The organism is Nocardia kruczakiae NBRC 101016 (assembly GCF_001612965.1).
GTDB lineage: Bacteria > Actinomycetota > Actinomycetes > Mycobacteriales > Mycobacteriaceae > Nocardia > Nocardia kruczakiae.
Genome location: NZ_BDBL01000008.1, coordinates 163,283 through 186,454 on the forward strand (window position 1 = coordinate 163,283; position 23,172 = coordinate 186,454).

Annotated in this window: 27 protein-coding genes; 8 read left to right on the forward strand and 19 right to left on the reverse strand. The window is 68.4% G+C overall.

Going from position 1 to position 23,172, the window contains the following annotated elements; genetic code table 11:
- Positions 1 to 54 precede the first annotated feature (54 nt).
- Positions 55 to 450 (forward strand): ArsR/SmtB family transcription factor, encoded by a 396-nt coding sequence (locus NK1_RS08875; protein WP_025351935.1) that lies wholly within the window; start codon positions 55 to 57, stop codon positions 448 to 450.
- On the forward strand, positions 447 to 878 hold the full coding sequence (locus tag NK1_RS08880; protein WP_157104149.1) for a Fur family transcriptional regulator: 432 nt from the start codon (positions 447 to 449) through the stop codon (positions 876 to 878). Before NK1_RS08875 ends, NK1_RS08880 begins: the two co-directional genes overlap by 4 nt.
- A 72-nt stretch (positions 879 to 950) precedes the next feature.
- Here the strand turns inward: NK1_RS08880 and NK1_RS08885 are convergent, their stop codons facing one another.
- Complete coding sequence (locus tag NK1_RS08885; RefSeq protein WP_063008049.1) at positions 951 to 1,544, reverse strand: TetR/AcrR family transcriptional regulator; 594 nt, start codon at positions 1,542 to 1,544, stop codon at positions 951 to 953.
- 116 nt (positions 1,545 to 1,660) lie between these two features.
- Between NK1_RS08885 and NK1_RS08890 the strand changes: the two genes are divergently transcribed.
- Positions 1,661 to 2,848, forward strand: coding sequence for an FAD-dependent monooxygenase (locus tag NK1_RS08890; protein ID WP_063008050.1), 1,188 nt, complete (start codon positions 1,661 to 1,663; stop codon positions 2,846 to 2,848).
- Between the two features lie 16 nt (positions 2,849 to 2,864).
- Here the strand turns inward: NK1_RS08890 and NK1_RS08895 are convergent, their stop codons facing one another.
- The 3 genes from NK1_RS08895 to NK1_RS08905 all read right to left on the reverse strand — a co-directional run bounded on the left by NK1_RS08895 (position 2,865) and on the right by NK1_RS08905 (position 4,959).
- A complete protein-coding gene (locus NK1_RS08895) occupies positions 2,865 to 3,263 on the reverse strand; it encodes a hypothetical protein (RefSeq protein WP_036499762.1) in 399 nt (132 codons plus the stop codon).
- Positions 3,264 to 3,271: 8 nt separating this feature from the next.
- Positions 3,272 to 4,060: an isoprenyl transferase gene (locus NK1_RS08900; protein ID WP_036499713.1), complete on the reverse strand. Its 789-nt coding sequence runs from the start codon at positions 4,058 to 4,060 to the stop codon at positions 3,272 to 3,274.
- A gap of 80 nt (positions 4,061 to 4,140) precedes the next feature.
- Positions 4,141 to 4,959, reverse strand: coding sequence for an SAM-dependent methyltransferase (locus NK1_RS08905; RefSeq protein WP_063008051.1), 819 nt, complete (start codon positions 4,957 to 4,959; stop codon positions 4,141 to 4,143).
- A gap of 155 nt (positions 4,960 to 5,114) precedes the next feature.
- Between NK1_RS08905 and NK1_RS08910 the strand changes: the two genes are divergently transcribed.
- Entirely contained in the window at positions 5,115 to 5,990 is an 876-nt protein-coding gene (locus NK1_RS08910; RefSeq protein ID WP_039777820.1) for an LLM class F420-dependent oxidoreductase, read from the forward strand.
- A 9-nt stretch (positions 5,991 to 5,999) separates the two neighbouring features.
- Here NK1_RS08910 and recO read toward each other — a convergent pair whose 3' ends face one another.
- From recO to NK1_RS08950, 9 genes are all read right to left on the reverse strand, one after another.
- The gene (gene recO / locus NK1_RS08915) at positions 6,000 to 6,773 is read right to left on the reverse strand and encodes a DNA repair protein RecO (RefSeq protein WP_063001025.1); all 774 of its coding nucleotides are present in this window, start codon (positions 6,771 to 6,773) and stop codon (positions 6,000 to 6,002) included.
- A 128-nt stretch (positions 6,774 to 6,901) separates the two neighbouring features.
- Positions 6,902 to 7,315 carry a hypothetical protein gene (locus NK1_RS08920; RefSeq protein WP_143859879.1) on the reverse strand — a complete coding sequence of 138 codons (414 nt, stop codon included), beginning with the start codon at positions 7,313 to 7,315 and terminating at the stop codon, positions 6,902 to 6,904.
- A gap of 204 nt (positions 7,316 to 7,519) precedes the next feature.
- Positions 7,520 to 8,440: a GTPase Era gene (gene era / locus NK1_RS08925; protein ID WP_063008053.1), complete on the reverse strand. Its 921-nt coding sequence runs from the start codon at positions 8,438 to 8,440 to the stop codon at positions 7,520 to 7,522.
- Positions 8,437 to 8,817 (reverse strand): cytidine deaminase-like protein, encoded by a 381-nt coding sequence (locus NK1_RS08930; protein ID WP_063905943.1) that lies wholly within the window; start codon positions 8,815 to 8,817, stop codon positions 8,437 to 8,439. The genes era and NK1_RS08930 overlap by 4 nt, the downstream gene beginning before the upstream one ends.
- Entirely contained in the window at positions 8,804 to 10,162 is a 1,359-nt protein-coding gene (locus NK1_RS08935; RefSeq protein ID WP_063008055.1) for a hemolysin family protein, read from the reverse strand. Before NK1_RS08935 ends, NK1_RS08930 begins: the two co-directional genes overlap by 14 nt.
- The gene (locus NK1_RS34305; RefSeq protein ID WP_157104150.1) at positions 10,159 to 10,311 is read right to left on the reverse strand and encodes a hypothetical protein; all 153 of its coding nucleotides are present in this window, start codon (positions 10,309 to 10,311) and stop codon (positions 10,159 to 10,161) included. The genes NK1_RS08935 and NK1_RS34305 overlap by 4 nt, the downstream gene beginning before the upstream one ends.
- Positions 10,308 to 10,862 (reverse strand): rRNA maturation RNase YbeY, encoded by a 555-nt coding sequence (gene ybeY / locus NK1_RS08940; protein ID WP_030512859.1) that lies wholly within the window; start codon positions 10,860 to 10,862, stop codon positions 10,308 to 10,310. Before ybeY ends, NK1_RS34305 begins: the two co-directional genes overlap by 4 nt.
- Positions 10,863 to 10,952: 90 nt before the next feature.
- Complete coding sequence (locus tag NK1_RS08945) at positions 10,953 to 12,029, reverse strand: PhoH family protein (protein WP_039777863.1); 1,077 nt, start codon at positions 12,027 to 12,029, stop codon at positions 10,953 to 10,955.
- Between the two features lie 201 nt (positions 12,030 to 12,230).
- Positions 12,231 to 13,127: a LysR family transcriptional regulator gene (locus tag NK1_RS08950; RefSeq protein WP_063008056.1), complete on the reverse strand. Its 897-nt coding sequence runs from the start codon at positions 13,125 to 13,127 to the stop codon at positions 12,231 to 12,233.
- A gap of 101 nt (positions 13,128 to 13,228) precedes the next feature.
- Between NK1_RS08950 and NK1_RS08955 the strand changes: the two genes are divergently transcribed.
- Positions 13,229 to 14,491: an MFS transporter gene (locus tag NK1_RS08955; RefSeq protein ID WP_063008057.1), complete on the forward strand. Its 1,263-nt coding sequence runs from the start codon at positions 13,229 to 13,231 to the stop codon at positions 14,489 to 14,491.
- Positions 14,492 to 14,577: 86 nt separating this feature from the next.
- On the opposite strand, the gene NK1_RS08960 is transcribed toward NK1_RS08955, so the two are convergent.
- The 6 genes from NK1_RS08960 to NK1_RS08985 all read right to left on the reverse strand — a co-directional run bounded on the left by NK1_RS08960 (position 14,578) and on the right by NK1_RS08985 (position 20,436).
- Complete coding sequence (locus NK1_RS08960; RefSeq protein ID WP_063008058.1) at positions 14,578 to 15,318, reverse strand: 16S rRNA (uracil(1498)-N(3))-methyltransferase; 741 nt, start codon at positions 15,316 to 15,318, stop codon at positions 14,578 to 14,580.
- Positions 15,319 to 15,325: 7 nt separating this feature from the next.
- Positions 15,326 to 16,474, reverse strand: a complete 1,149-nt coding sequence (dnaJ, locus tag NK1_RS08965; protein WP_036499695.1) for a molecular chaperone DnaJ — start codon at positions 16,472 to 16,474, stop codon at positions 15,326 to 15,328.
- Between the two features lie 131 nt (positions 16,475 to 16,605).
- Positions 16,606 to 17,637, reverse strand: a complete 1,032-nt coding sequence (gene hrcA, locus NK1_RS08970) for a heat-inducible transcriptional repressor HrcA (protein ID WP_063001029.1) — start codon at positions 17,635 to 17,637, stop codon at positions 16,606 to 16,608.
- Between the two features lie 233 nt (positions 17,638 to 17,870).
- Complete coding sequence (locus tag NK1_RS08975; RefSeq protein ID WP_063008059.1) at positions 17,871 to 18,080, reverse strand: hypothetical protein; 210 nt, start codon at positions 18,078 to 18,080, stop codon at positions 17,871 to 17,873.
- 307 nt (positions 18,081 to 18,387) lie between these two features.
- Positions 18,388 to 19,590 (reverse strand): radical SAM family heme chaperone HemW, encoded by a 1,203-nt coding sequence (gene hemW, locus NK1_RS08980; protein ID WP_084460707.1) that lies wholly within the window; start codon positions 19,588 to 19,590, stop codon positions 18,388 to 18,390.
- Positions 19,591 to 19,635: 45 nt separating this feature from the next.
- A complete protein-coding gene (locus tag NK1_RS08985; protein WP_084460708.1) occupies positions 19,636 to 20,436 on the reverse strand; it encodes an AraC family transcriptional regulator in 801 nt (266 codons plus the stop codon).
- Between the two features lie 73 nt (positions 20,437 to 20,509).
- Between NK1_RS08985 and NK1_RS08990 the strand changes: the two genes are divergently transcribed.
- The 3 genes from NK1_RS08990 (at position 20,510) to NK1_RS08995 (ending at position 23,165) form a co-directional block, all read left to right on the forward strand.
- Entirely contained in the window at positions 20,510 to 21,049 is a 540-nt protein-coding gene (locus tag NK1_RS08990; protein WP_157104151.1) for a zinc-binding dehydrogenase, read from the forward strand.
- Positions 21,050 to 21,161: 112 nt separating this feature from the next.
- Positions 21,162 to 21,254, forward strand: coding sequence for an Ms4527A family Cys-rich leader peptide (locus tag NK1_RS36180; protein ID WP_368854180.1), 93 nt, complete (start codon positions 21,162 to 21,164; stop codon positions 21,252 to 21,254).
- A 132-nt stretch (positions 21,255 to 21,386) separates the two neighbouring features.
- Positions 21,387 to 23,165, forward strand: a complete 1,779-nt coding sequence (locus NK1_RS08995) for a nitrite/sulfite reductase (protein ID WP_063008060.1) — start codon at positions 21,387 to 21,389, stop codon at positions 23,163 to 23,165.
- The last annotated feature ends 7 nt before the right edge of the window (positions 23,166 to 23,172 follow it).

The window sequence follows — 23,172 nt, forward strand, 5'->3', positions numbered from 1 at the left end:
TGCGCACTTATGCATATCAATAATGGCATCGGTTTCCAATAAGGAGTTGGTTCGATGACCGCCGACAGCGGTGTCCCCGCGCGTCGAAGCCGCGTCGCCGTCGAGGCGCCCACGCCGATCCCGCACGACCCGTATCCCTATCGCGCCCCGACCGCCCCCGCGGTCCCCGCCCGCACGACGCTCGACAACGCGGGCGAACTGCTGCGCGCGCTGGCGGCGCCGGTACGGATCGCGATCGTGCTGCAGCTGCGCGAATCGCCGCGCTGCGTGCACGAATTGGTCGATACGCTCGGCGTCACGCAACCCCTGGTCAGCCAGCACCTGCGCATTCTCAAGTCCGCGGGCGTGGTGCGCGGTGAACGCACCGGCCGTGAGGTGATCTACGAATTGGTCGACGACCATCTGGCACGCATCGTCGTCGACGCCGTCGCACACGCCGAGGAAGGATGACCGTGCCGGAGAAGACGGGCACCGCCGAGAAGACTGTCGGAATTCGCAGCACCCGCCAGCGCAGCGCGATCACCGCACTGCTGGGCGATATCGAGGAATTCCGTTCGGCCCAGGAGCTGCACGACGAACTACGCCGCCGCGGTGAGGGCATCGGCCTGACCACCGTCTACCGCACCCTGCAGTCCCTCGCCGACGCCGGCAAGGTCGACGTCCTGCGCACGGACACAGGCGAATCCGTGTATCGGCAGTGCTCCAAGGGCCACCATCACCACCTGGTCTGCCGCCAGTGCGGGCGCACCGTCGAGGTGGAGGGCCCCACCGTCGAGGCATGGGCCGCGGCGATCGCCGGAGAGCACGGATTCACCGACATCAGCCACACCATGGAAGTGTTCGGCACCTGCCGCGACTGCGCCCACATCGCCCGCTGATCGCGGACGGCGCGCATCGTGCCAGCGCTTTCGCCGGCGTCGCAACGACTTTCGGCGAAAGGGCCGTAACACTCAGCCGTCCGTTCCGCCGGTGATGCGATCGGCCAACGCGAGCAACCCCTCCGTGAGATCGTGCTCGGTCGGCGCATGCTCGGGGTCGAGCGTCCACTGCATGAGCACACCGGACATCAGCGCCAGTTGCAGCGCGCCGATCGTCCGCACCGCCCGGTCGTCGACGGCGTCTTCGGGGATGCCCAGCAACCCGGCGGCGAGACCGCTGCGCCCCTCGGCCATGGCATGGGTCATCAATTCGCGCACCCGCGGTGACCGCTCCGCTTCCACACCGGCCTCGACCGAGGCGAGCCACAACTGCCGGTTCTCGGAGTACGAGGCGATCGTGTGCCGCCAGAACGCCTCGTAGCGTTCGCGCGGGCCGGCGTCGGAGTCGAGCGCGGCGAGCGTCGCCTCCTGGATGCGCAGGCCCCATTCCTCCATCGCCTGGGTGAACGCCTCGATCAGCAGCGCGTCCCGGGAGCCGAAGTGATAGCCGATCGCGGCGTGATTGACACCGGCCGCGGCGGCGATATCCCGGACCGTGGTGCGGGCCCACCCCTTTTCTTTCAAGCACACCAACGCCCCGGCCAGCAGATCGTCCCGGTTACCCATGTCGGCGATGCTAGCCAAGGGGCACTCCAAGCGGTTTATCCAATTGGATTGACCGAATGGATAATACGCTTGTACGGTCGAGCTGTCACGCAGTAACCCATCCGCAGGGAGCAGCCATGAGCCTGTCCGTTTTGATCTCCGGCGCCGGTATCGGCGGGCCGTCACTCGCCTTCTGGCTGGGCCGCCTCGGATACCGGGTCACGGTGGTGGAGCAATCGCCGGTGCTGCGCGCCGGCGGTGGCGCGGCCGTCGATTTCCGCGGCGAGCAGGTCGCCTTGCTGGAGCGCATGGGGGTCCTCGCCGATATCCGCACCCACGAGACCGGTATGGGCGACCAGCTCATCGTCGACGCCGCGGGACGCACCGTGTCGCGATTCCCGTCCGCACTGTTCAGTGGCGAGGTCGAGATCGATCGCGGGGATCTGGCCCGAATCCTGTACCGCCACAGCAGCACAGACGCCGACTACATCTTCGGTGATCGCATCACCGCCATCGACCAGGACGCCGACACGGTCCGCGTGCAGTTCGCACACGGACCCTCGCGCAGCTACGACCTCGTCGTGGGCGCGGACGGTCTGCACTCCGGGGTGCGGCGCCTGGTCTTCGGTGACGAGGACGAGTTCCGGAGCGATCTCGGCTATTACGTCGCCGCGTTCAGCGTGCCCAACACGTTCGGACTCGATCACAGCGGCCTGATCTACAACGAGCCGGGCCGCTACCTCTCACTCGGCAGCGCCCGAGATCCCGAACGGGCTGTGGCCGGCTTCATATTCTCCGCTCCCCCAACGGAATTCGCTCGCCGCGATGTCGGCGCGCAGAAGCGGTTCATCGCCGATCACTTCGCCGGCGTCGGCTGGCGAGCGCCGCAATTGCTCGCCGCGCTCCAGGATGCCGCAGACCTGTACTTCGACTCGCTCAGCCAGATCCGGCTCGACCGGTGGTCCGACGGCCGGGTCGCACTACTCGGCGACGCCGCGTGGTGCGCCGGGCCGGGCGGCAACGGCACCGGCCACGCCATGCTCGGCGCGTACACGCTGGCGGGCGAACTCGCGGCGGCCGACGGAGATCACCGGATCGCCTTCGCGCGCTACGAACGGATCATGCGTCCCACGGTCGAGAAGTCGCAGAGGTTCGCCACCGGCGCGGGCCGCTTCCTCGCGCCCGCGAGCCGGTGGCAGATCCGCCGTCGCGACCTCACCTACCGCGTGCTGTCCTCGGCTCCGATGTCCGGGATCTTCACCCGGATGAGCAGCCGTTCCGCGAAGACCGGGACGCCGGCGTCCTATCCACTGCCCGTGGCCTGAACGGGCTTCGCGCCGGTCAGGGCACCAGGCCCTGGCGGGCGCGGCCCGCGCCGGACAGGACGAGCAGCAGCATCGTCGCCAGGGCGTCGTCGTCGAGGCCGGCTGCCGGGAAGGTGTAGCGCAGCAGGACGTCGGCGAGCTTCTCGTGGGCGATGATCGTCAGCGAGCCGAACTGCAGGGCGTTGTTGCGATCGGCGACTCGCTTGTGCAGTTGCGGCTTCAAGGGGCGATCCCAGGCGAGCACGCAGGTCAGCGTGAGGACGTCCAGGCCCGGCGCCAGTGTGACGCCGCGCAGCGAGCACAGGGCGCCCTCGTATTCGAAGCCGAGGGCGTCACCGTCCTCCTCCCGCACGGCGATATCGCATCGACGCAGGCAGGCGGCGGCTTGGGCCTGCAGTTCCCGGGCGACGGTCAGATCGTTGCTCACTTCACGCCACCGAACCGGCGATCGCGCTTGGCGTACTCCACACAGGCCTCCCACAGGTCGCGGCGGTCGAAATCGGGGAACAGGGTGTGCTGGAAGACGAACTCCGCATAGGCGGACTGCCAGATCAGGAAGTTCGAACTGCGCAGCTCACCGGAGGGGCGCAGGAACAGATCCACATCCGGCATATCCGGCTCGTCGAGATACTTCGCGAAGGTGGATTCGGTGACCTTCTCCGGATCCAGCTGTCCGGCCGCCACCTTCCGCGCGATTTCCCGTGCCGCGTCGGCGATTTCGGCGCGGCCTCCGTAGTTGACGCACATCGTCAGCGTCATCACGGTGTTGTCCTTGGTGAGCTCCTCGGCGATCTCCAATTCCTTGATCACGCTGCGCCACAGGCGCGGTCGCCGGCCCGCCCAGCGCACCCGCACGCCCATCTCGTGCATCTCGTCGCGGCGGCGCCGGATCACGTCGCGGTTGAAGCCCATGAGGAATTTGACCTCGTCGGGGCTGCGCCGCCAGTTCTCGGTCGAAAAGGCATAGGCGGAAAGCCATTTCACGCCGATCTCGATGCACCCCTCGACGGTGTCCATGAGCACCGCCTCGCCGCGCTCGTGCCCGGCGGTGCGCGGCAGCCCCCGATCCTGGGCCCACCGGCCGTTGCCGTCCATCACCAGCGCCACATGCCTGGGCACGAACTCCGGCGGCAGCGCGGGCGGGGTGGCGCCCGACGGGTGCGGTGACGGCGGACGAATCGTGCGGGTGGTCTGGGAGCGGTTACCGATCACGCCACCTATCCTGCATCACCGCGCGCCGCCCGTGACCGGTGCCGTGGGATTTCCGCGCCGACCTGCGCCTACGCATCCGCTCAGGGCTTGACGCCGACCGCGGCCCAGATGCCGAACGCCTCGTCGGCCCACGCGAGGCGCTCCTCCGGAATGTAGAAGTCCGGATTCGGGTGCCAGCGGTGCATCGGAACCACGCCGGGCTCGACGAGCTCCAGCCCGTCGAAGAAGCGGGTGACCTCGGCCTTGTTGCGCAGGGCGACCTTCATCCCGGCCTGGGCGTAGACCGCCGCCACCTTCGCGAGCCGTTCCGGATTCACATCGCTCGAGGCGTGGGTGATGCTGAGATACGACCCGGGCGCGAACGCGTCCATATAGGTGCGCACGATGTCGTAGGCGCCCTCTTCGTCGGTGACGAAGTGCATGATCGCGGCCAGGTTGAGCGCCACCGGCCGGGACAGATCGATCACCGCGCGGAACTGCTCCGAGCCGAGGATCACGTCCGGATCGCGCACATCCGAGGGAATGTATTCGGTACGCCCCTCCTCCGAGCCGATCATCAGCGCACGGGCATGCGCCAGCACCAGGGGATCGTGGTCGACGTACACCACGCGGCAGTGCGGATCGACGGCCTGCACGGCGTTGTGCAGATTCGGTTCGGTCGGAATTCCGGTGCCGATGTCGAGAAACTGCCGCACACCGTCGCGCGCCGCGAAACGTGCCGCCCGATGGACGAATTCACGATTGGCCCGCGCGGCCTGCGCGGTCTCCGGAAACGCCTCCATCACCTTCGACGCGGCCTCGCGATCGGCCGGATAGTTGTCCTTGCCGCCGAGGTAGTAGTCGTACATCCGCGCCGAATGCGCCTTCTCCGTATCGAACTCGACAAGCTCGTGAGACATCGAAGCTTTCTCCGTAGGGTTGGTGGGACCTGGACGTGAAATTACCCCGTCCGAGCCGCACGCAGGGCCCGCATTCCCGGAAACCTCTTGACCTGGAGTGCGCTCCAGGGCATAGCGTGCTCCACGGGAAGTCAGTCACTGACGAGGAGAACTCCATGGAGCTCGGATTTCACATTCCTATCTTCGATATCGACGGCGGCACCCCCGCGATCGCGGGAGAGCTGGCGCGCGTAGGCCAGGCCGCGGAGGCGGCGGGCGCCACCTGGTTGTCGTTCATGGATCACTACTTCCAGATCGAGCCGACCGGCCTACCGGCCGAGGCGAATATGCTGGAGGGATACACCACGCTGGGATACCTTGCGGCACATACCACCTCGATCGATCTCGGACTGCTGGTCACGGGCGTGACCTATCGGCATCCGGGTCTGCTCGCCAAGATCGTCACCACTCTGGACGTGCTGTCGGGCGGACGGGCCACGCTGGGGATCGGGGCCGCGTGGTTCGAGCGGGAGCATCGCGGGCTCGGGGTCGAGTTCCCGCCGCTGGCCGAGCGGTTCGAGCGGCTGGAGGAGACGCTGCGGATCTGCGCGCAGATGTGGGATCCGCAGAACAACGGGCCGTTCGAGGGCAAGTACTACCAGCTGGCCGAGACGCTGTGCTCACCGCAGCCGATCCATCGCCCGAACGTGCTGATCGGCGGCGGCGGGGAGAAGAAGACGCTGCGGCTGGTCGCACAGTACGGCGACGCCTGCAATCTGTTCGGCACGTCGCCGGAGGACGTCGCCCACAAACTGGACGTGCTGCGCCGCCACTGCGACGACGTCGGTCGCGATTTCGACACCATCCGCACCACGATCATGGCCAACAATCCGCGCCCGAATCCGGACGTTCGCGACGAATTCGTCCGCAGCATGGCCGATTACGCGAAACTGGGCATCGACGCGGTGCTGATCACCCCGACCACGGGCTCCCCCGCCGCGTGGATCGAGGACATGGCGCCGGCGGTCCCACAGCTGGCCGACCTCGGGTAGCCGGCCGGTCTATCCCACCCGAGACGCCGGCGACTCCGCCGCCTCGTGCGGACGAGAGCGCTCGATCAACGGCAACGTCCGCAACTGCCGTTCCAGATGCCATTGCAGATGGGCAGCGGTGAGGCCGCTGGCCTGGCGGCGGACGGACTCGGCAACCACGTCGAGTCCGGTCCAGTCTCCGCGATTGAGCGCACTCATCAATTCCAGGACCCCGACCGCGGGCGTGGCCGAGCCGGGCGGGCGGCAGTGCACGCAGACCGCTCCCCCGGCGGCCACGTGGAAGGCGCGGTGGGGGCCGGGGGTGGCACACCGGGCACATTCGTCGAGAGCGGGCGCCCAGCCCGCGAAACCCATGGCGCGCAACAGGAATGCGTCGAGGATCAGTTCGTGCGGGCGCCGACCGGCGGCGATCGCGCGCAGGGCGCCGGCGGTCAGGGTGTGCAGGCGGGGCGCGGGGGCGCGCTCCTCACCGGCGAGACGTTCGGCGGTCTCCAGCACCGCGCACGCGGTGGTGTAGCGACCGTAGTCGGCGACGATATCGGCGGCGAACGCCTCCACGGTGGACACCTGGGTCACGGTGTCGAGGTTGCGTCCGGGATACAGCTGCACGTCGATATAGGCGAACGGTTCCAGCCGCGCGCCGAATTTCGACCGGGTGCGGCGCACCCCCTTCGCCACCGCCCGCACCAGCCCGTGCTGACGGGTGAGCAGCGTGACGATGCGATCGGCCTCCCCCAGCTTGTGCTGGCGCAGCACAATCGCCTGGTCCCGATACAACAACACGTTCACAGTCTCCCACGCCACCCCGACGTGCCCGCGCCCCCACGCCACTGATCGGGTGCCACGTACTCGACCCGGCCACCGAATCGCCGGACCTCCGCCACCTCGGGTGCGCCAGGCCTTCGTGACCTCTACACGCTGCGCGGCAGTCCCTCGGCATACAGCTGCGCGATGCGGGGTGCGTGAATTGTGCGCAGCATCAACGTGGTCCAGCCGGTGCGGATCGGGTCGATCGCGCCGCGGTCGGCCTCGACGAGCATGCGCTCGGGTCCCTGCAGTTCCATGGTGACGGCGGGATGTCCCAGCCAGACGTCGACCAACGCCTCCTGATTACCCCAGATGACCAGGCGTTTTCTGCTCATCCCGATGGTTCCGCCGACGATGTTCTCCCAACTGGAGGAACCGTAGTGCAGTGGCGTCCGATAATTGCGTCTGGCCAGCGATCCACTCACCGGGCCGAATACGACGATCCCTTCCGATTCCAGATCCGAACGCACTTGTGGCGGCAGCTCTTTCGAGCCGAACGCCCGGGACATCCACTTCACGCCAGGATCGTAGGCCCGTCTCACAATGTGCGTGCGCACACAGTTCGCCCGCTCCTGCGGAAATACCGGAATCGCACATCACAATTCGACTACGGCCCACCTGCGAATCCGATATGGGCGGTTGCCCGGACGCGCGCCAGGTTTCGCGCGCGCCCCGAGACGGAGATCACAGAGGACGACGGCACGATCCCCGGGGAGCCCCGATCAGAAACCCAGCTTGCGCAGCTGCTTGGGATCGCGCTGCCAATCCTTGGCGACCTTCACGTGCAGATGCAGATAGATGCGGGTGCCCAGGATGTGCTCGATCTGCTTGCGGGCCGCGGTGCCGACCTCCTTGAGCCGCGCGCCGCGTTTGCCGATGATGATCGCCTTCTGACTCGGCCGCTCCACGTACAACAGGGCGTGCACGTCGAGCATGTCCTCGTGTTCCTCGCGCGGCAGGATCTCCTCGATCACCACCGCCAGTGAATGCGGCAGCTCGTCGCGCACACCCTCCAGCGCCGCCTCGCGGATGAGCTCGGCCATGAGGGTTTCCTCGGGCTCGTCGGTCAGCTCACCGTCGGGGTAGAACGCCGGGCCCTCCGGCATCTTGGACGCGATCACATCGACGAGCAGTTCGACCTGTTCACCCTTGGCCGCGGAGACCGGAACCACCTCGGCCTCGGGGCCCAGCAGTTGCGAGACCGCGAGCAGCTGCTCGGCGACCTGCGGCTTGTCCACCTTGTCGATCTTGGTGACCACGCCGAGCAGGGTCGTCTTCGGCGCCATCTGCTTGACCTGCTGCACGATCCAGCGGTCACCCGGTCCGATCTTCTCGTCGGCCGGAATGCACAGCGCGATCACGTCGACCTCGGAGTAGGTGTCGCGCACCAGATCGTTGAGGCGCTGCCCCAGCAGCGTGCGCGGCCGGTGCAGTCCCGGAGTGTCGACCAGGATCAGCTGAGCGTGGTCACGATGCACGATGCCGCGGATGGTGTGCCGCGTGGTCTGCGGGCGCGAGGACGTGATCGCGATCTTCTGGCCGACCATGGCATTGGTCAGCGTGGATTTTCCGGTATTGGGCCGGCCGACGAAACAGACGAAGCCGGAACGGAATTCGCCCTCGCCGGGCTGCTGGACGCTCATCGTGCCGTCTCGGTTCCGGCATCGACGGTGCGGTAGGTCGCACCCTTGCGATCGGTGACGATGACCGCGGCCGACGCGCTCACCTCGCGCACCGCGGCCACGCCCGGATCGGCATCCTGCCCGCCGACCAGCACCGCCGCCTCGAACCCCTCCGCACCGCTGGAGATCGCGGCCGCGACCGCCGCCTGCAACGCCGACAACGACAACGCGTTCAGGTCCACCGTGCCGGCGGCGTAGGTGCGGCCGTCGGTATCGCGGATCGCCGCACCCGCCACCCCGCCGGTGCGTCCCATCGCACCGCGGGCCAGCACCAGCAGTTTGCCGTCCTCGGCGCTCAATTCGCCGGTGTTCAATTCGGCGGTTTCACCCTCGGTCATCGCCATCTCCGTTCTCGTATCTCGACGTCTCTTCCCGCCCCTGACGGTCGCCGCGCACCGCATCCGCGAGCGCGCCCGACAGTTCGCCCGGCTCCCCCGCCCGGCGCGCGACGACGGTGTGCACGCGCACCCGCCCCCTGGTATCGGCGCCGCCCTCGCCCCGCAGCAGCAGCCCGTGCGCGACGACCTCCGATCCCGGCAGCGGCACCCGGCCCAGCGTGTGGGCCAGCATGCCGCCGACGGTGTCGACGTCCTCCTCCTCGATCTCCAGGCCGAACAGCTCGCCCAGATCCTCGACCGGCAGCCGGGTGGAGACGCGGTAGACGCCCTCGCCCAGCTCTTCCACCGGCGCGATCTCGTCGGTGTCGTATTCGTCGGCGATCTCGCCGACGATCTCCTCGAGCACGTCCTCGATGGTGACCAGCCCGGCGATCCCGCCGTATTCGTCCACCAGCAGCGCCATGTGATTGCGGCGACGCTGCATCTCGTCGAGCAGTGCGTCGAGCGGTTTCGAGTCGGGCACGAACACGGCCGGCCGCATCACCGCCCGCACCTGCACGCTGCGGCCCCGATCCGCATACGGCACAAGATCTTTCAGATAAACCACGCCGAGGATGTCGTCGACGTTCTCGCCGACCACGGGAATGCGCGAATGCCCGGACCGCACGGCCAGCGACATCGCCTGTGCCACCGTCTTGTCCGCCTCGATCCACACCATCTCGGTGCGCGGCACCATCACCGCGCGGGCCGCGGTGTCGCCGAGTTCGAACACCGACTGGATCATGCGGCGTTCCTCGGAGTCGACCACACCGCTCTGCTGCGCCATATCGACGATCTCGCGCAGTTCCACTTCGGAAGCGAAGGGGCCGTTGCGAAATCCGCGACCGGGGGTGATGGCATTACCGATCATGATCAGCAACCGGCTCACCGGGCCGAGCAGCGCCCCGATCGCCTGCACCGGCAGCGCGGCCGCCAGCGAGATCGAATACGCGTGCTGGCGGCCCAGCGTGCGCGGGCCGACACCGATGACGACATAGTCGATCACGACCATGATCACCGCGGTCACGGCCAGCGCCCACCCCCAGCCGAGCACCTCGCCGAGTGCCGCGACCAGCAGGACCGTCGCCGCGATCTCGCAGGTCAGTCGCAGTAACACCATGAGGTTCACATAGCGCGGGCGGTCGATCGTGATCCGGGCCAGCCGGCGGGCGCCCGGCCGGTCGGCGCGGACCAGATCCTCCACCCGCGCCGCCGAGACCGTCATCAACGCCGAATCGATCGCCGCGAAGACACCGCCGACGGGCACCAGCAGAATCGCCAGCAGCAGCGGGATCAGCGCATTCACGCTCTGCCCTCGGCCGCCTGAGCTCGGGCCTGCGTGGTGACGCTGCGCTGCCGCCTCCGGCCCTGACCGCTCATGCTGTGTTCGACGGCGGCATGATCGGGGGCCTGCGTGGTGACGCTGCGCTGCCGCCTACGGCCCTGACCGCTCATGCCGGGTCCAGCGGATCGCCGGGGGCCGTGAATCCGGTCTTGCCCAGCAGGCGGCGGTCGCGCTCGGCCAGTTCGGCACGGCGGGCGGCCTCGCGCAGGCTTTCGTACCATTCGGCGAGCAGACGGTTCTGCAGGCCGAACATCACCTTCTCCTCTTCCGGCTCGGCGTGGTCGTAGCCGAGCAGATGCAGCACTCCGTGGACGGTCAGCAGCGCCAGCTCGTGGTCGAGGGAATGGCCGGCCTTACCGGCCTGGGCGGCGGCGAATTCCGGGCAGAGCACGATGTCGCCGAGCATGGAGGGGCCCGGTTCGGCGCCGTCGGGGCGGCCACCGGGTTCGAGTTCGTCCATCGGGAACGACATCACATCGGTGGGACCCGGCAGATCCATCCACCGCATGTGCAGGTCGGCCATGGTATCGAGATCGACGAGCACCATCGACAACTCGGCCGCCGGATGCACGTCCATCCGTTCGATCGCGAACCGCGCGACGCTGACCAGATCCGGTTCCGATACGTCGATGCCCGACTCGTTGGCGATCTCGATACTCACCCTGCCAGCCTAATGGGGGCCGCGCGGGGGCTCACCACCACATCAGCGGCGAGCCGCTCGGGCAACTCAGCGGCGAGCCGCTCCGGCAACTCAGCGGCGAGCCGCCTTGTCGGCCGCGCGGCGCTGGGCGCGGTTGCCGCCCGGGTAGTGCCGCGCCACCTGCGGGCGGGCATCGGACTCGTAGCGCTCGTAGGCGTCGACGATCTCCGAGACCAGCCGGTGGCGAACCACATCACTGGAGGTGAGCTCCGCGAAATGGATGTCGTCCACATCGGTGAGGATGTCGCTGACCACCCGTAGTCCGGACCTGGTCCCGCCGGGCAGGTCGACCTGGGTGACGTCGCCGGTGACGACGATCTTCGACCCGAAGCCGAGTCGGGTCAAAAACATCTTCATCTGTTCCGGCGTGGTGTTCTGCGCCTCGTCCAGGATGATGAACGAATCGTTGAGGCTGCGGCCGCGCATGTACGCCAGCGGCGCGACCTCGATCACGCCGGAGGCCATCAGCTTCGGAATCGCCTCCGGGTCCATCATGTCGTGCAGGGCGTCGTAGAGCGGGCGCAGATACGGGTCGATCTTCTCGTTCAGCGTGCCCGGCAGGAAGCCCAGCCGCTCGCCGGCCTCCACCGCCGGACGGGTGAGGATGATGCGGGTGACCTGCTTGCTCTGCAGCGCCTGCACGGCCTTGGCGACCGCCAGATAGGTCTTACCGGTACCGGCCGGGCCGATGCCGAAGACGATGGTGTGCTCGTCGATGGCGTCGACGTAGCGCTTCTGGTTCAGGGTCTTCGGGCGGATGGTCTTGCCGCGCCGGGCGATGATGTCCAGACTCAGCACCTCGGCGGGGGAATCGGAGGATCCCTCGGTCAGCATGGAGACCGTATGCCGGACCGCTTCCGGCGTGACGACGCGGTTGTGCGCGGTCAATGCCACGAGCTGCTCGACCACCCGCTCGGCCAGCGCCACATCGGCGGCCTTACCGGTGAGGGTCACCGAATTCCCGCGTACGTGAATGTCGGCGTCGAGCAGACCTTCGAGTTCACGCAGGTTCGCGTCGGCGGAACCGAGGAATCCGAACACGGACTCGGGGGCCAGTTCGATGCTGGAACGCACCGTCCGGGCCGCTGGACCCGAACCGTTACCGTTGCCGGGGGCACCGGCTCCGATGCCGGTCGTGGGTGTTGTCGGGTCGCCGATATCGCCTGATGTTCGCAAAAGGAGCTATGGCCTGCTTTCCGGTCTCGAACGGATCCTCTCCTGTTCTCAAAGTCTATCGCGCGGCACCGACACCGCCCACTTATTTGATCTCCAGCCCCAGCTCAGAGGCCGCTCACCCGGAAGATGAGCAGTTTCGTCGTCACCGTCCGTTCACCGACCGCCGCGGCGCGCCCATTCGACGGCGAAGTCACGAAAGGTGCGTACCGCCTCGCCGGGCACCGCATCGGCCGACCAGATCAGCCCGACCGCGCGGGCGGCACCCGGATCCGACAGCGGGACCAGCACCGGCCCGGGTTGCGGTCCCCGCACCGCGGGCTCCTCCAACGGCAGCAACGCCACACCGAGTCCCGCCGCCACCAGACCCGAAACGGTCACCAGATCACTGGACTCCAGTGCGATCCGCGGGCGGAAATCCGCTGCGGCACAGAGCTCGTCGAGAATTCTGCGCATCCCGTATCCGGTCGGCATGGCGATGAATTCGGCCTCGGCGGCCTCCGCCAGCCGGATCTGCCGCCGTCCCGCCAGCCGGTGGTCGACCGGCACGCCCAGGGCGAGGCGCTGCCGGAACAGCGTGCGCCAGCCCAGTCCCGGTAGCGCGGGTTCGGGCGAGGTCAGGCCCAGATCCGCCGTGCCGTCGAGGACCTCGGCGGCCACCACGTTCGCGGGTCCCTGGTCGAGCCGGAACGTGATCCGCCCCGACACCCGCCGGAAGCCGGCGATCAACTCCGGCACCACCCGGCCGCCGAAGGAATGGACGAAAGCCAGCCGCACCGACCCCCGCGCCGGATTCGCCAGATCCGCGAGCGCCCGGCCCGCGGCGTCCAGTTCGGCCTGGGCGCGGCGGGCGTGCTCGTAGAAGATGCGGCCGGATTCGTTGAGCGTCAGCCGCTTACCGCGCCGGTCGAACAATCGCGTGCCGAGCCGCTGTTCGAGCCGGGCGAGCATGCGCGACAGCGTGGGCTGAGCCAGATGCAGCCGGTCGGCCGCCGCGCCCACGTGCTCGAGTTCGGCGAGGGTCAGAAACCAGTGCAAATCGTCACTCGCCATCGGAAGGCTCCCCGCGCTCAACTCGCCTAATGCGGCAATTGCATCAACTTACCGATCATTATGCATTTCCTTTTCCAGCCGCGCGGAGCCACGGTGGAGGAATGACCAGCGCGACCGTGACCACCGCTCCCGCCCGGACGGCCGAGGACGCGCGTCACGAACGGCGGATCACCCTCGCACTCTTCGCGGCCGGACTCACCACCTTCGGGTCGATGTACAGCGCGCAGGCGCTGCTGCCGAGCCTGTCGACGGCCTTCGGCGCGACGCCCGCGCACGCCGCGCTGGCGGTCTCGCTGACCACGGGTCTGCTGGCGGTGGCTATCGTGCCGGTGAGCGTACTGTCGGGGCGGTTCGGCCGCACCCGGGTGATGATCGCGTCCGCGGTGGCGACCAGCGTCATCGGCCTGCTGCTGCCGTTCAGCCCGAATCTGGACGTGATGCTGGCGGGCCGGGCGGTTCAGGGCATCGCCGTGGCCGGCGTCCCCGCGGTGGCGATGGCCTATCTCGCCGAGGAGATCGGCTCGGCCGGATTGGGCGCGGCGATGGGCATCTACGTCTCGGGCACCACCATCGGGGGTCTGGCCGGCCGGCTGATTCCCGCCTTCACCCTGGAGGTGGCGTCCTGGCGTTGGGGCGCAACGATTTTCGCGGTGGGCGCCGCGCTGTGCACGGTGTGGTTCGTGCGGATGCTGCCGCCCTCCCGCTACTTCGTCGCACGGCCCCTCGGCGTCGGCGCGCTGCTGGGCGATCTCGCCGCACATCTGCGCAACCGGGCGCTGCTGCCGCTGTTCGGGTTGGCGTTCCTGCTGATGGGCGGATTCGTCTCGGTGTACAACTTCCTCGGTTACCGGCTCATCCAGTCGCCGTTCGGTTTGTCGGCGGCCACCGCGGGTGCGGTTTTCCTGATGTATCTGTCCGGCACGGTCTCGTCCACCGCGGCGGGCCGGTTCGCCGATCGGATCGGCCGTTTCCCGGTGGTGGCGATCTCCGTCGTGACGATGGGACTCGGTCTGCTGCTGACCATTCCGGACCATCTCGCGATCCTGTTGCCGGGGCTGTTGCTGTTCACCGCGGGCTTCTTCGGGGCGCACGCGGTGGCCAGCGCCTGGGTGGGCGCCACCGCGAACGGCAATCGCGCGGCCGCCTCCTCGCTGTACCTGTTCGCCTACTACGTGGGCAGTTCGATCGTCGGAGCACTGGCGGGCCTGGCCTACAGCTGGCACGGGTGGGCCGGATTGGTGCTGTACGTGGGCGTGCTGATCGTCGTCGCGGCGGGCCTGGTGGCCGCCCTCGGAATTCAGCGGCGATCCGAGAACTCACGGTCCTTGCCCGCGTCCGACTCGGACGCACCGACACCGGTGTGACCGCGTCGCCACCTTCCCGCCGCGTCGATCTGTCGCCGGCAGTGGGCGCGATCATCCGCACGTTGGATGTGGGCCGGCTCCGCGAACTACCAGCGGGGAGTCAAGGCTCCCAGCGCACCGAGCGCCACCGCCGCGGCGGTGGAGGTGCGCAGCACCGTCGGCCCCAGGAGCGCGACGGTGGCCCCCGCCGCGGTGAGCGCATCCAATTCCGACTCGTCGAGACCACCCTCGGGACCCACGATCAGCACGATCGGCGCGGCCTCCGGGAACGGCAGCTCGGCGAAGCGTGCCGCCGCGGATTCGTGCAGCGCGATCGCTATACCGTTGTCCGCGACGGTTTTCCGGACCAGCTCGGCCACATCCGCGGTGCGGTGCAGATCGGCGACCTCGGGGATATAGGCCCGCCGCGACTGCCGGGCCGCCGACCGGGCCGCCGCACGCCATTTGTCGACGCCCTTGCGCGCCTTGGCTTCCCAGTTCGCGACACACCGGGCGGCCTGCCACGGCACGATCACGTCGGCGCCCGCCTCGGTCATCGATTCGACCGCGAGTTCGGAGCGATCCGATTTGGGCAGTGCCTGCACCACCGTCACCGGGGGCGACACGGGCGGGGCGACCACCCGGTCGAGTACCTTCAGATCCAGTCGATCCCGCCCGGTGGCCACGACCTCGGATTCGGCGAGCAGTCCCGCGCCGTCGGAGAGCGTGATCGGCTCGCCGACCCGGATGCGGCGCACGGTGGCGGCGTGCCGTCCCTCGGGACCGTCGAGCACCGCGACCGCGCCGACCGGCGGTATGTCGTCGAGGTAGAAAACCGTTGCGGCCACGGCGTTGTCAGCGACCGCTGAACGAGGCGCGCAGCCGCGCGAACAATCCACTGTTGTGTTCGGACTGGGCCGAGAGCACCTCGGTGTGTTCACCGTTGCGCATCGCCTGATACTTGCGCAGCAGATCGAACTGCTTGTTGTCCAGTTTGGTCGGGATGACGATGTCCAGGTGCGCGACCAGATCGCCGCGCGAGCTCGAACGCAGCTTCGGCATGCCGTGGGCGCGCAGCACCGACACCTCACCCGGCTGGGTGCCCGGCGGAATGGTCAGTTCGGTGGGCCCGTCCAGGATGGTGTCGATGACCACCGTGGTGCCGAGCGCGGCATCGACCATCGGCACCCGAATCGTGCAGTGCAGATCGTCGCCGTCACGGACGAAGGTGTCGTGCGGCTGCTCCACGATCTCGACGTAGAGGTCGCCGGCCGGGCCGCCGCCGGGGCCGATCTCACCCTGGGCGGCCAGCCGCACTCGCATGCCGTTGGCCACACCGGCCGGAATCGGCGCGGCGATCTCGCGGCGGGCACGCACCCGGCCGTCGCCACCGCATTTGCGGCAGGGATCCGGGATGGTCTCGCCGGTACCGCGGCAGGTCGGACACGGCCGCGACGTCATGACCTGCCCCAGGAAGGACCGCTGCACGGTCTGCACCTCACCCGCGCCGCCGCAGGTCTCACAGCGCACCGGCTTGGAATTGCCGTTGGTGCCCGAACCCTGGCACAGATCACAGAGCACCGCGGTGTCCACGGTGAGGTGTTTGGTCACGCCGACCGCGCATTCGGCCAGCGACAGCCGGGTCCGCAGCAGCGAATCCGCGCCCGGTTGCACCCGGCCGCGCGGTTTACGCGAACTGGTCGCGTTCATACCGCCGAAGAAGGCTTCGAACACATCGCCCAGACCGCCGAAGCCGGCGCCGGAGAAGCCACCGCCCGCGCCCGCCGACTCCATCGGGTCGCCGCCCATATCGACGATGCGGCGCTTCTCGGAGTCGGTGAGAACCTCATAGGCGGTGGATACCTCGCGGAACCGCTCCTGCGCGTCCGGATCCGGGTTGACGTCGGGGTGCAGTTCCCGGGCCAGCTTGCGGTAGGCGCGTTTGATCTCCTGGTCGGACGCATTGCGCCCGACGCCGAGGATTCCGTAGTAGTCCCGTGCCACTTGAGTCTCTAGTCCTGTTCCGAATGGGTGTCGTCCAGCATCCCTGCTAGCAGCCGATGCTGCCATGTTCACTGTGGCCGACCGGCGAACGCGGTTGCCGACCGGCGCGGATCCCGGTTACCGGGGTGGGCTCATCGTTCCGCGAGCACCTCACCGATATAACGGGCGACCGCGGCGACCGAGGCGATCGTGCCGGGGTAGTCCATCCGGGTCGGGCCGACCACTCCCATACCTCCCAGCACGGTACCCGGCATACCGTACCCGGTGGATACCACGGAGGTGCCGCGCATCTGCTCGACCCGGGTCTCCTCGCCGATCTGCACCGTCACCGTGCCGGGCTGCTGCGCGGCGGCCAGCAGCTTCAACACCACCACCTGCTCCTCGAGCGCCTCGAGCACGGCACGCAGCGAGCCCGGGAAGCCGAAATCGCCGGCGTTGCGGGTCAGGTTGGCGGTGCCGCCCAGCACCAGCCGCTCCTCGGGATGTTCCACCAGCGTTTCGACCAGCACGGTCGACACCCGGATCAGCACGTCGCGCAGCCGGGCGGGTGCGTTCTCCGGCAGTGCCGCGACGGCGCTCGAGGCAGCCGACAGACGCTTACCGTCCATCGCCTTGCCGAGCATGCCGCGCAGCGCGGCGAGATCCTCGTCGTCGATCACCGCGCCCAGGTCGACGAGCCGCTGATCGACCCGTCCGGTGTCGGTGATCACGACCAGCAGCAGCCGGGCCGGATTGAGGGCCACCACCTCCAGGTGGCGCACCGTCGACGCCGAGACCGTCGGGTACTGCACCATCGCGACCTGCCGGGTCAGCTGCGCCAGCAACCGCACCCCGCGCCGCAGGACGTCGTCGAGGTCCACGCCGCTTTCGAGGAACTCCATGATCGCGCGGCGCTCGGCATTCGACAGCGGCTTGACTTCGGCGATGTTGTCCACGAACTGGCGATAGCCCTTGTCGGTCGGAATGCGACCGGAGCTCGTGTGCGGCTGAGTGATGTAGCCCTCGGCCTCGAGGACCGCCATATCGTTGCGCACGGTCGCGCTGGAGACACCCAGATTGTGCTTGTCCACCAGCGTTTTCGACCCGATCGGCTCCTTGGTCGCGATGTAGTCCGCGACGATCGCGCGCAGGACCTCCAGCCGCCGCTTCTCGGTGCTCGACATCGGCCCCACCTCCTCGCTCGCCTTCGGGGTCCACGCGGCCGCAGACGGGCAGCATCGACCACGCGGATTCCCGGTTGATCCGGTACCAGTTTAGTTCCTGTGCGGACAAGTTCCCGCGTGTGAGGTCGCACAGTGGTACCGGACCGGCGTCGGACGCCCGATCGCGCAGCGGAACGAGGTGGAATCACCGGAGGCGCGGGCGACGACGTCCGATCGTCGCCCGATGCGCGAACTCAGTCCGATTCGGCGACGAGTTTGCCTGCCGCCGCATCCAATCCGAGCATCGTCAGCAGCGCCTGGCAGTCGTCGACTCCGGTCGAGTGACTGGCCACCGCCCGCGCGGCGAGCGCGCCGCGCCGTGCGACCTCGGCCTTTTCCGCGGCGCGCGTTTCGGCGAACTCGCTCTGCTCGTGGACAAGTGTGATGTGGCGTGCCTGTGACATGGATCTCCTCAAGTTGCCTCGAACCCTACGCTGTCCGGGCCCGCGCCCGGGCGGCGGCGCCGAATTCGGGGCGAAATCGGCCGATCCACTGCGCGACTACCAGGTGGCTGGTTGCTCCTCGCGCAGGCGACGCACGGCTCGGTCGATCCAGGTCTCGAAGTGCGCGGCCAGATCTCGGCTCGCCGCCGACGGTATCGGCCGAACCAGTGGTGCGCAAAGGTAACGACTTGCCGGAACTGCGAAGTATCGCAGGATTATTCGGAACCACTGCGCGCATGCGTCACATCGTCTCGAGAGACGGCGACTGTCAGCTCAGCAGATCGCGGACGACTCCGTCGGCGAGCAGGCGTCCTCTATCGGTCAAGACGAGCCGACCATCGGCCACCCGGGCAAGTCCCTCGGCGACCACACTCTCGAGTGCCGTGCGCCCATCGGCGTCCAATTCCTCGACCGGTAGTCCGGACCGCAAGCGCACGCGCAGCATCACCCGTTCGGTGTACTGCTCCGCGTCGGTCAGTGCCTCCCATCCGGCGGCGGGCAGTCCGGCGCCGGAGGCGACGCGCTCGGCGTAGCGGCCCGGATGCTTGACGTTCCACCACCGCACTCCGCCGAGGTGGCTGTGCGCGCCGGGGCCGGCGCCGAGCCAGTCGCCGCCGTCCCAGTAGCCGAGGTTGTGCCGGCAGCGGGCGGAAGGTGTTGTGGCCCAGTTGGATACCTCGTACCAGTCGAAACCGGCGGCGGTGAGGCGGGCGTCTATGCGTTCGTAGCGGGCGGCGAGGGTGTCTTCGTCGGGTGCGGGGAGTTCGCCGCGGCGGACCTTGCGGGCCATGGCGGTGCCGTCCTCGACGATCAGAGAGTATGCGGAGACGTGGTCGACGCCGGCGGAGAGGACCGCGTCGAGGCTGGCGTCGAGGTCGGCGTCGGATTCACCGGGTGTGCCGTAGATCAGGTCGAGGTTGACGTGGTCGAAACCGGCGGCTCGCGCCTCGCGAGCGGCGGCCACGGCGCGGCCGGGCGTGTGGGTGCGGTCCAGGATGCGCAGGACGTGGCTCGCGGCCGATTGCATGCCGAGCGAGACGCGGGTGTACCCGGCGGTTCGGATGCGCTCGAAGAACCGCGGTGAGGTGGACTCCGGATTGGATTCCGTGGTGACCTCCGCATCGGCGGCGAGGGAGAATTCGGCGCGGATGGCGGCGAGGACGTCGGCCAGGCCGTCCCCGCCCAGCAGCGACGGGGTGCCGCCGCCGACGAACACCGTCGACACCGGCGGTTGCGCGCTCGGCAGTTCGGCGAAAGCCGCTGCCGCCGTGGCCAATTCCCCGCGCAGCGCCTCGAGCCACGACTCCGGCGAGGCGCTGGACCCCAGCTCCCCCGCCGTATACGTGTTGAAATCGCAATAACCGCAGCGCGTGGCGCAGAACGGGACGTGCACGTAGATCCCGAACGGCCCGCCGCCGAAATCGCGCAGCGTCGGCGCGGCGGTGGTCTGTTCGGGAGCGGATGCGGTCACCCCACCAGTGTGCCCGGTGCGCCGCGGTGACCGGCGGCACACCGGTCAGTCGACCGCCTCCGGTGCCGGTTGCCGACGATGCGAACGGGCGTATCTGCCGGGAGTGGTGCCGACGATCTCGGTGAAGGCCGCGATGAAACCGCTGGGGTTCGCCCACCCGCAGGCGTGCGCGGCATATGTGGCGTCGTGGCCCTCGGCGAGCAGCACGAGGGCGTGCGAGATGCGCAGCTGGGTGCGCCATTCGTAGAAGGTCATGCCGAGCTCGTCGTGGAACAGCCGGCTCAGCGTGCGCGCGCCCGCGCCGACCGCCCGCCCGAGTTCGGCCAGCGGGGTGGTGTCGGCGGGGTTGTCGTACAGGATCCGCGCGACGGCCCGCAATCGGTCGTCGCGAGGTTGCGGCAGTTGCAGCGGCTGCTCGTGAATTTCCCGGAGTTCGTCGACGAGAACGCGATGGAGCCGGGCGCGCGCGCCGCGGTCGTGATCGCGGGGCCCGGTGAGACTGAGGAAGACCTCGCGGGCCAGATCGGTGACTCCGAAGACCGCGGGGCGATCCGGTAGCAGCCGGGCCGGCGCCGCGGGGAGAAAGACGATCCGCATGTCGGTGCGTCCGTGCGCGCGATGCTGATGCGTGAATCCGGCTGGGGTCCAGCCGATTCGGTTGGCCGGGACGATCGACGTTCCCCGATCGGTGTACACCGACAGCACACCGCGCGCCGCGTACACCAGATGTCCGCGCGCATGGGCGTGGACCGAACTCGACGCTCCCGAAGCCCACTGGTGAACGCCCCCGGACGGCCACAGACGCGACGTCGGCCCCGTCTCGGCGGCGTGGCGGCGAACGGGCATAGCGTGGCATTCTATCGGTGGTCGGCCGCCTCGGTGGTCCACGACAGTGAACGCATGAGCGAGACGACGATGCGTGCGGCGGTCTGTGTGCGAGCGGGCGAGCCGGAGGCGCTGGAGATCGGATTGCGCCCGATTTGCGCTGATCGCGGCCGGCGCCGATCACGTTCTGGCCGACGAGGGTGGATCCCTCGCCGAGGCCGTACCCGCGATCTGGCCCGAGGGCCCCGACTACGTCCTGGATCTGGTCGGGGCGCGCACGGCGGTGGATTCGCTTCGTCTGGTTCGCCGCGGCGGCACCGTCTGTGTGGCGGGCTCGCTCAGTGGATGGCTGATCCCGGACTTCGAGCCGATCGCGATGATCCCGTCCGGAACCGGGCTCACCGCCTTCCACAGCGACGAATGCGCGGGCGGCACGGCCGTGTTGCAGCGCATCGTCGACAGAGTCGAAGCGGGTGTTCTGCCTCCGAACATCGACCGCGTTGTCGCACTGGACGACATCGCCGCGGCCCATCGCCGGATGGAGAACGACGAAGCGACCGGAAAGCTCGTCGTGCTGCCCTGGCCGCCCCCACCGGACAGACCCACCGGTACGGCAATCGGCGAATCCGCTTGATCTATGACGCATCTCACAAATTAGGACGGCCGTCCAGGGAATTTCCCGCTTTTTTGCGGAGAATATGACCCACCCGTCGGAAAGACCCATCTGACATGGCACAATAACTGTCATGACCGGACTTGGAGTACGACTCGTGGCGCGCCGCCATGTCGACTTCAAGCGTGTCTGCAGTGCCAGTTGTCTGCCGGATCGCCTCCGGTAGCTCGGCCTCCCCTCTCCCGGTTCCCGGCATCCGTCGCGATGCCCATCGGTCCGATTCGCTGAACACCGAAGGCGCGAGCCAGCCCCTCCCGCCTGCCGCAAGGCCTGATCCATCTTCTTCAGGAGCGACCCTATGACGTCGAGTACCGACGCCGGTCCCACCCCCGAGTCCGTTCGCGCCGATCGTGAACGCCTCGCCCGTGAGCGTCGTGCCCGGCCCCGTCCGGAGGCCTCCGGGCCGCGCGAACGCACCGGCAAGCCGGTCCGCCGCAAGTCCGAGGGCCAGTGGGCTCTCGGTTACCGGGAGCCGTTGAACCCGAACGAGCAGAGCAAGAAGGACGACAATCCGCTCAACGTCCGCTCGCGCATCGAGAACATCTACGCCAAGGGCGGATTCGACTCGATCGACAAGAGCGATCTGCGCGGCCGCTTCCGCTGGTGGGGCCTCTACACCCAGCGCGAGCAGGGCTACGACGGCACCTGGACCGGTGACGAGAACATCGATCTGCTCGAAGCCAAGTACTTCATGATGCGCATCCGCTGCGACGGCGGCGCGCTGAACGTCGAGCAGGTCCGCACCCTCGGTCAGATCTCCACCGAGTTCGGCCGCGACACCGCCGACCTGTCCGATCGCGAGAATCTGCAGTACCACTGGATCGAGATCGAGAACGTTCCGGAGATCTGGCGGCGCATCGAGGCGGTCGGCCTGCAGACCACCGAGGCCTGCGGCGACTGCCCGCGCGTGGTTCTCGGCTCCCCGCTGGCCGGTGAATCGCTGAACGAGATCATCGACGGCAGCTGGGCGGTCGAGGAGATCACCCGCCGCTACATCGGCAAGAAGGAGTACTCGAACCTTCCCCGCAAGTTCAAGACCGCGATCTCCGGACAGCAGGATGTGGTCCACGAGATCAACGACGTGGCCTTCATCGGCGTCGAACACCCCGAGCACGGCCCCGGTTTCGATCTGTGGGTCGGCGGCGGCCTGTCCACCAACCCGATGCTCGCTCAGCGTGTCGGCGCCTGGGTGCCGCTCGAGGAGGTGCCGGATGTGTGGGAGGCGGTCGTCTCGCTGTTCCGCGACTACGGCTACCGCCGCCTGCGGACCAAGGCGCGGTTGAAGTTCCTGATCAAGGACTGGGGCGTCGAGAAATTCCGGAAAGTTCTCGAAACCAAGTACCTGCAGCGCACGTTGATCGACGGCCCGGCGCCGGAGAAGCCCACCCGCCCCATCGACCATGTGGGTGTGCAGAAGCTGCGCAACGGGCTCAACGCGATCGGCTTCTCCCCCATCGCGGGCCGCGTGTCGGGCACGATCCTGACCAAGGTCGCGGACGCGGTCGAGCGGATCGGCGCCGATCGGATCCGGTTCACCCCGTACCAGAAGCTCGTGGTGCTCGACGTTCCCGACGACAAGGTCGAGGAACTGATCAGCGAGCTGGAGCCGCTCGGACTTCAGGCCCGCCCGTCCGCTTGGCGGCGAAACCTGCTGGCCTGCAGCGGTATCGAGTTCTGCAAGCTGTCGTTCGTGGAGACCCGCAAGCGTTCCCAGGTGCTCGCGCCCGAACTCGATCAGCGCCTGGCCGACATCAACGCGCAACTCGATGTGCCGGTCACGATCAACATCAACGGCTGCCCCAACTCCTGCGGCCGCTCGCAGATCGCGGATATCGGCTTCAAGGGCCAGCTGGTCGACGACGGCAACGGGAATCAGGTCGAGGGCTACCAGGTTCATCTGGGCGGCACTCTCGGGCTCGATGCCGCCTTCGGCCGCAAGCTGCGCCAGCACAAGGTGACCAGCGAGGAGCTCGGCGACTACATCGAGCGTGTCGTCCGCAATTTCGTCAAGAACCGCAACGACGGCGAGCGGTTCGCGCAATGGGCTGTCCGCGCCGACGAAGCCGACCTTCGGTAACGGGAGA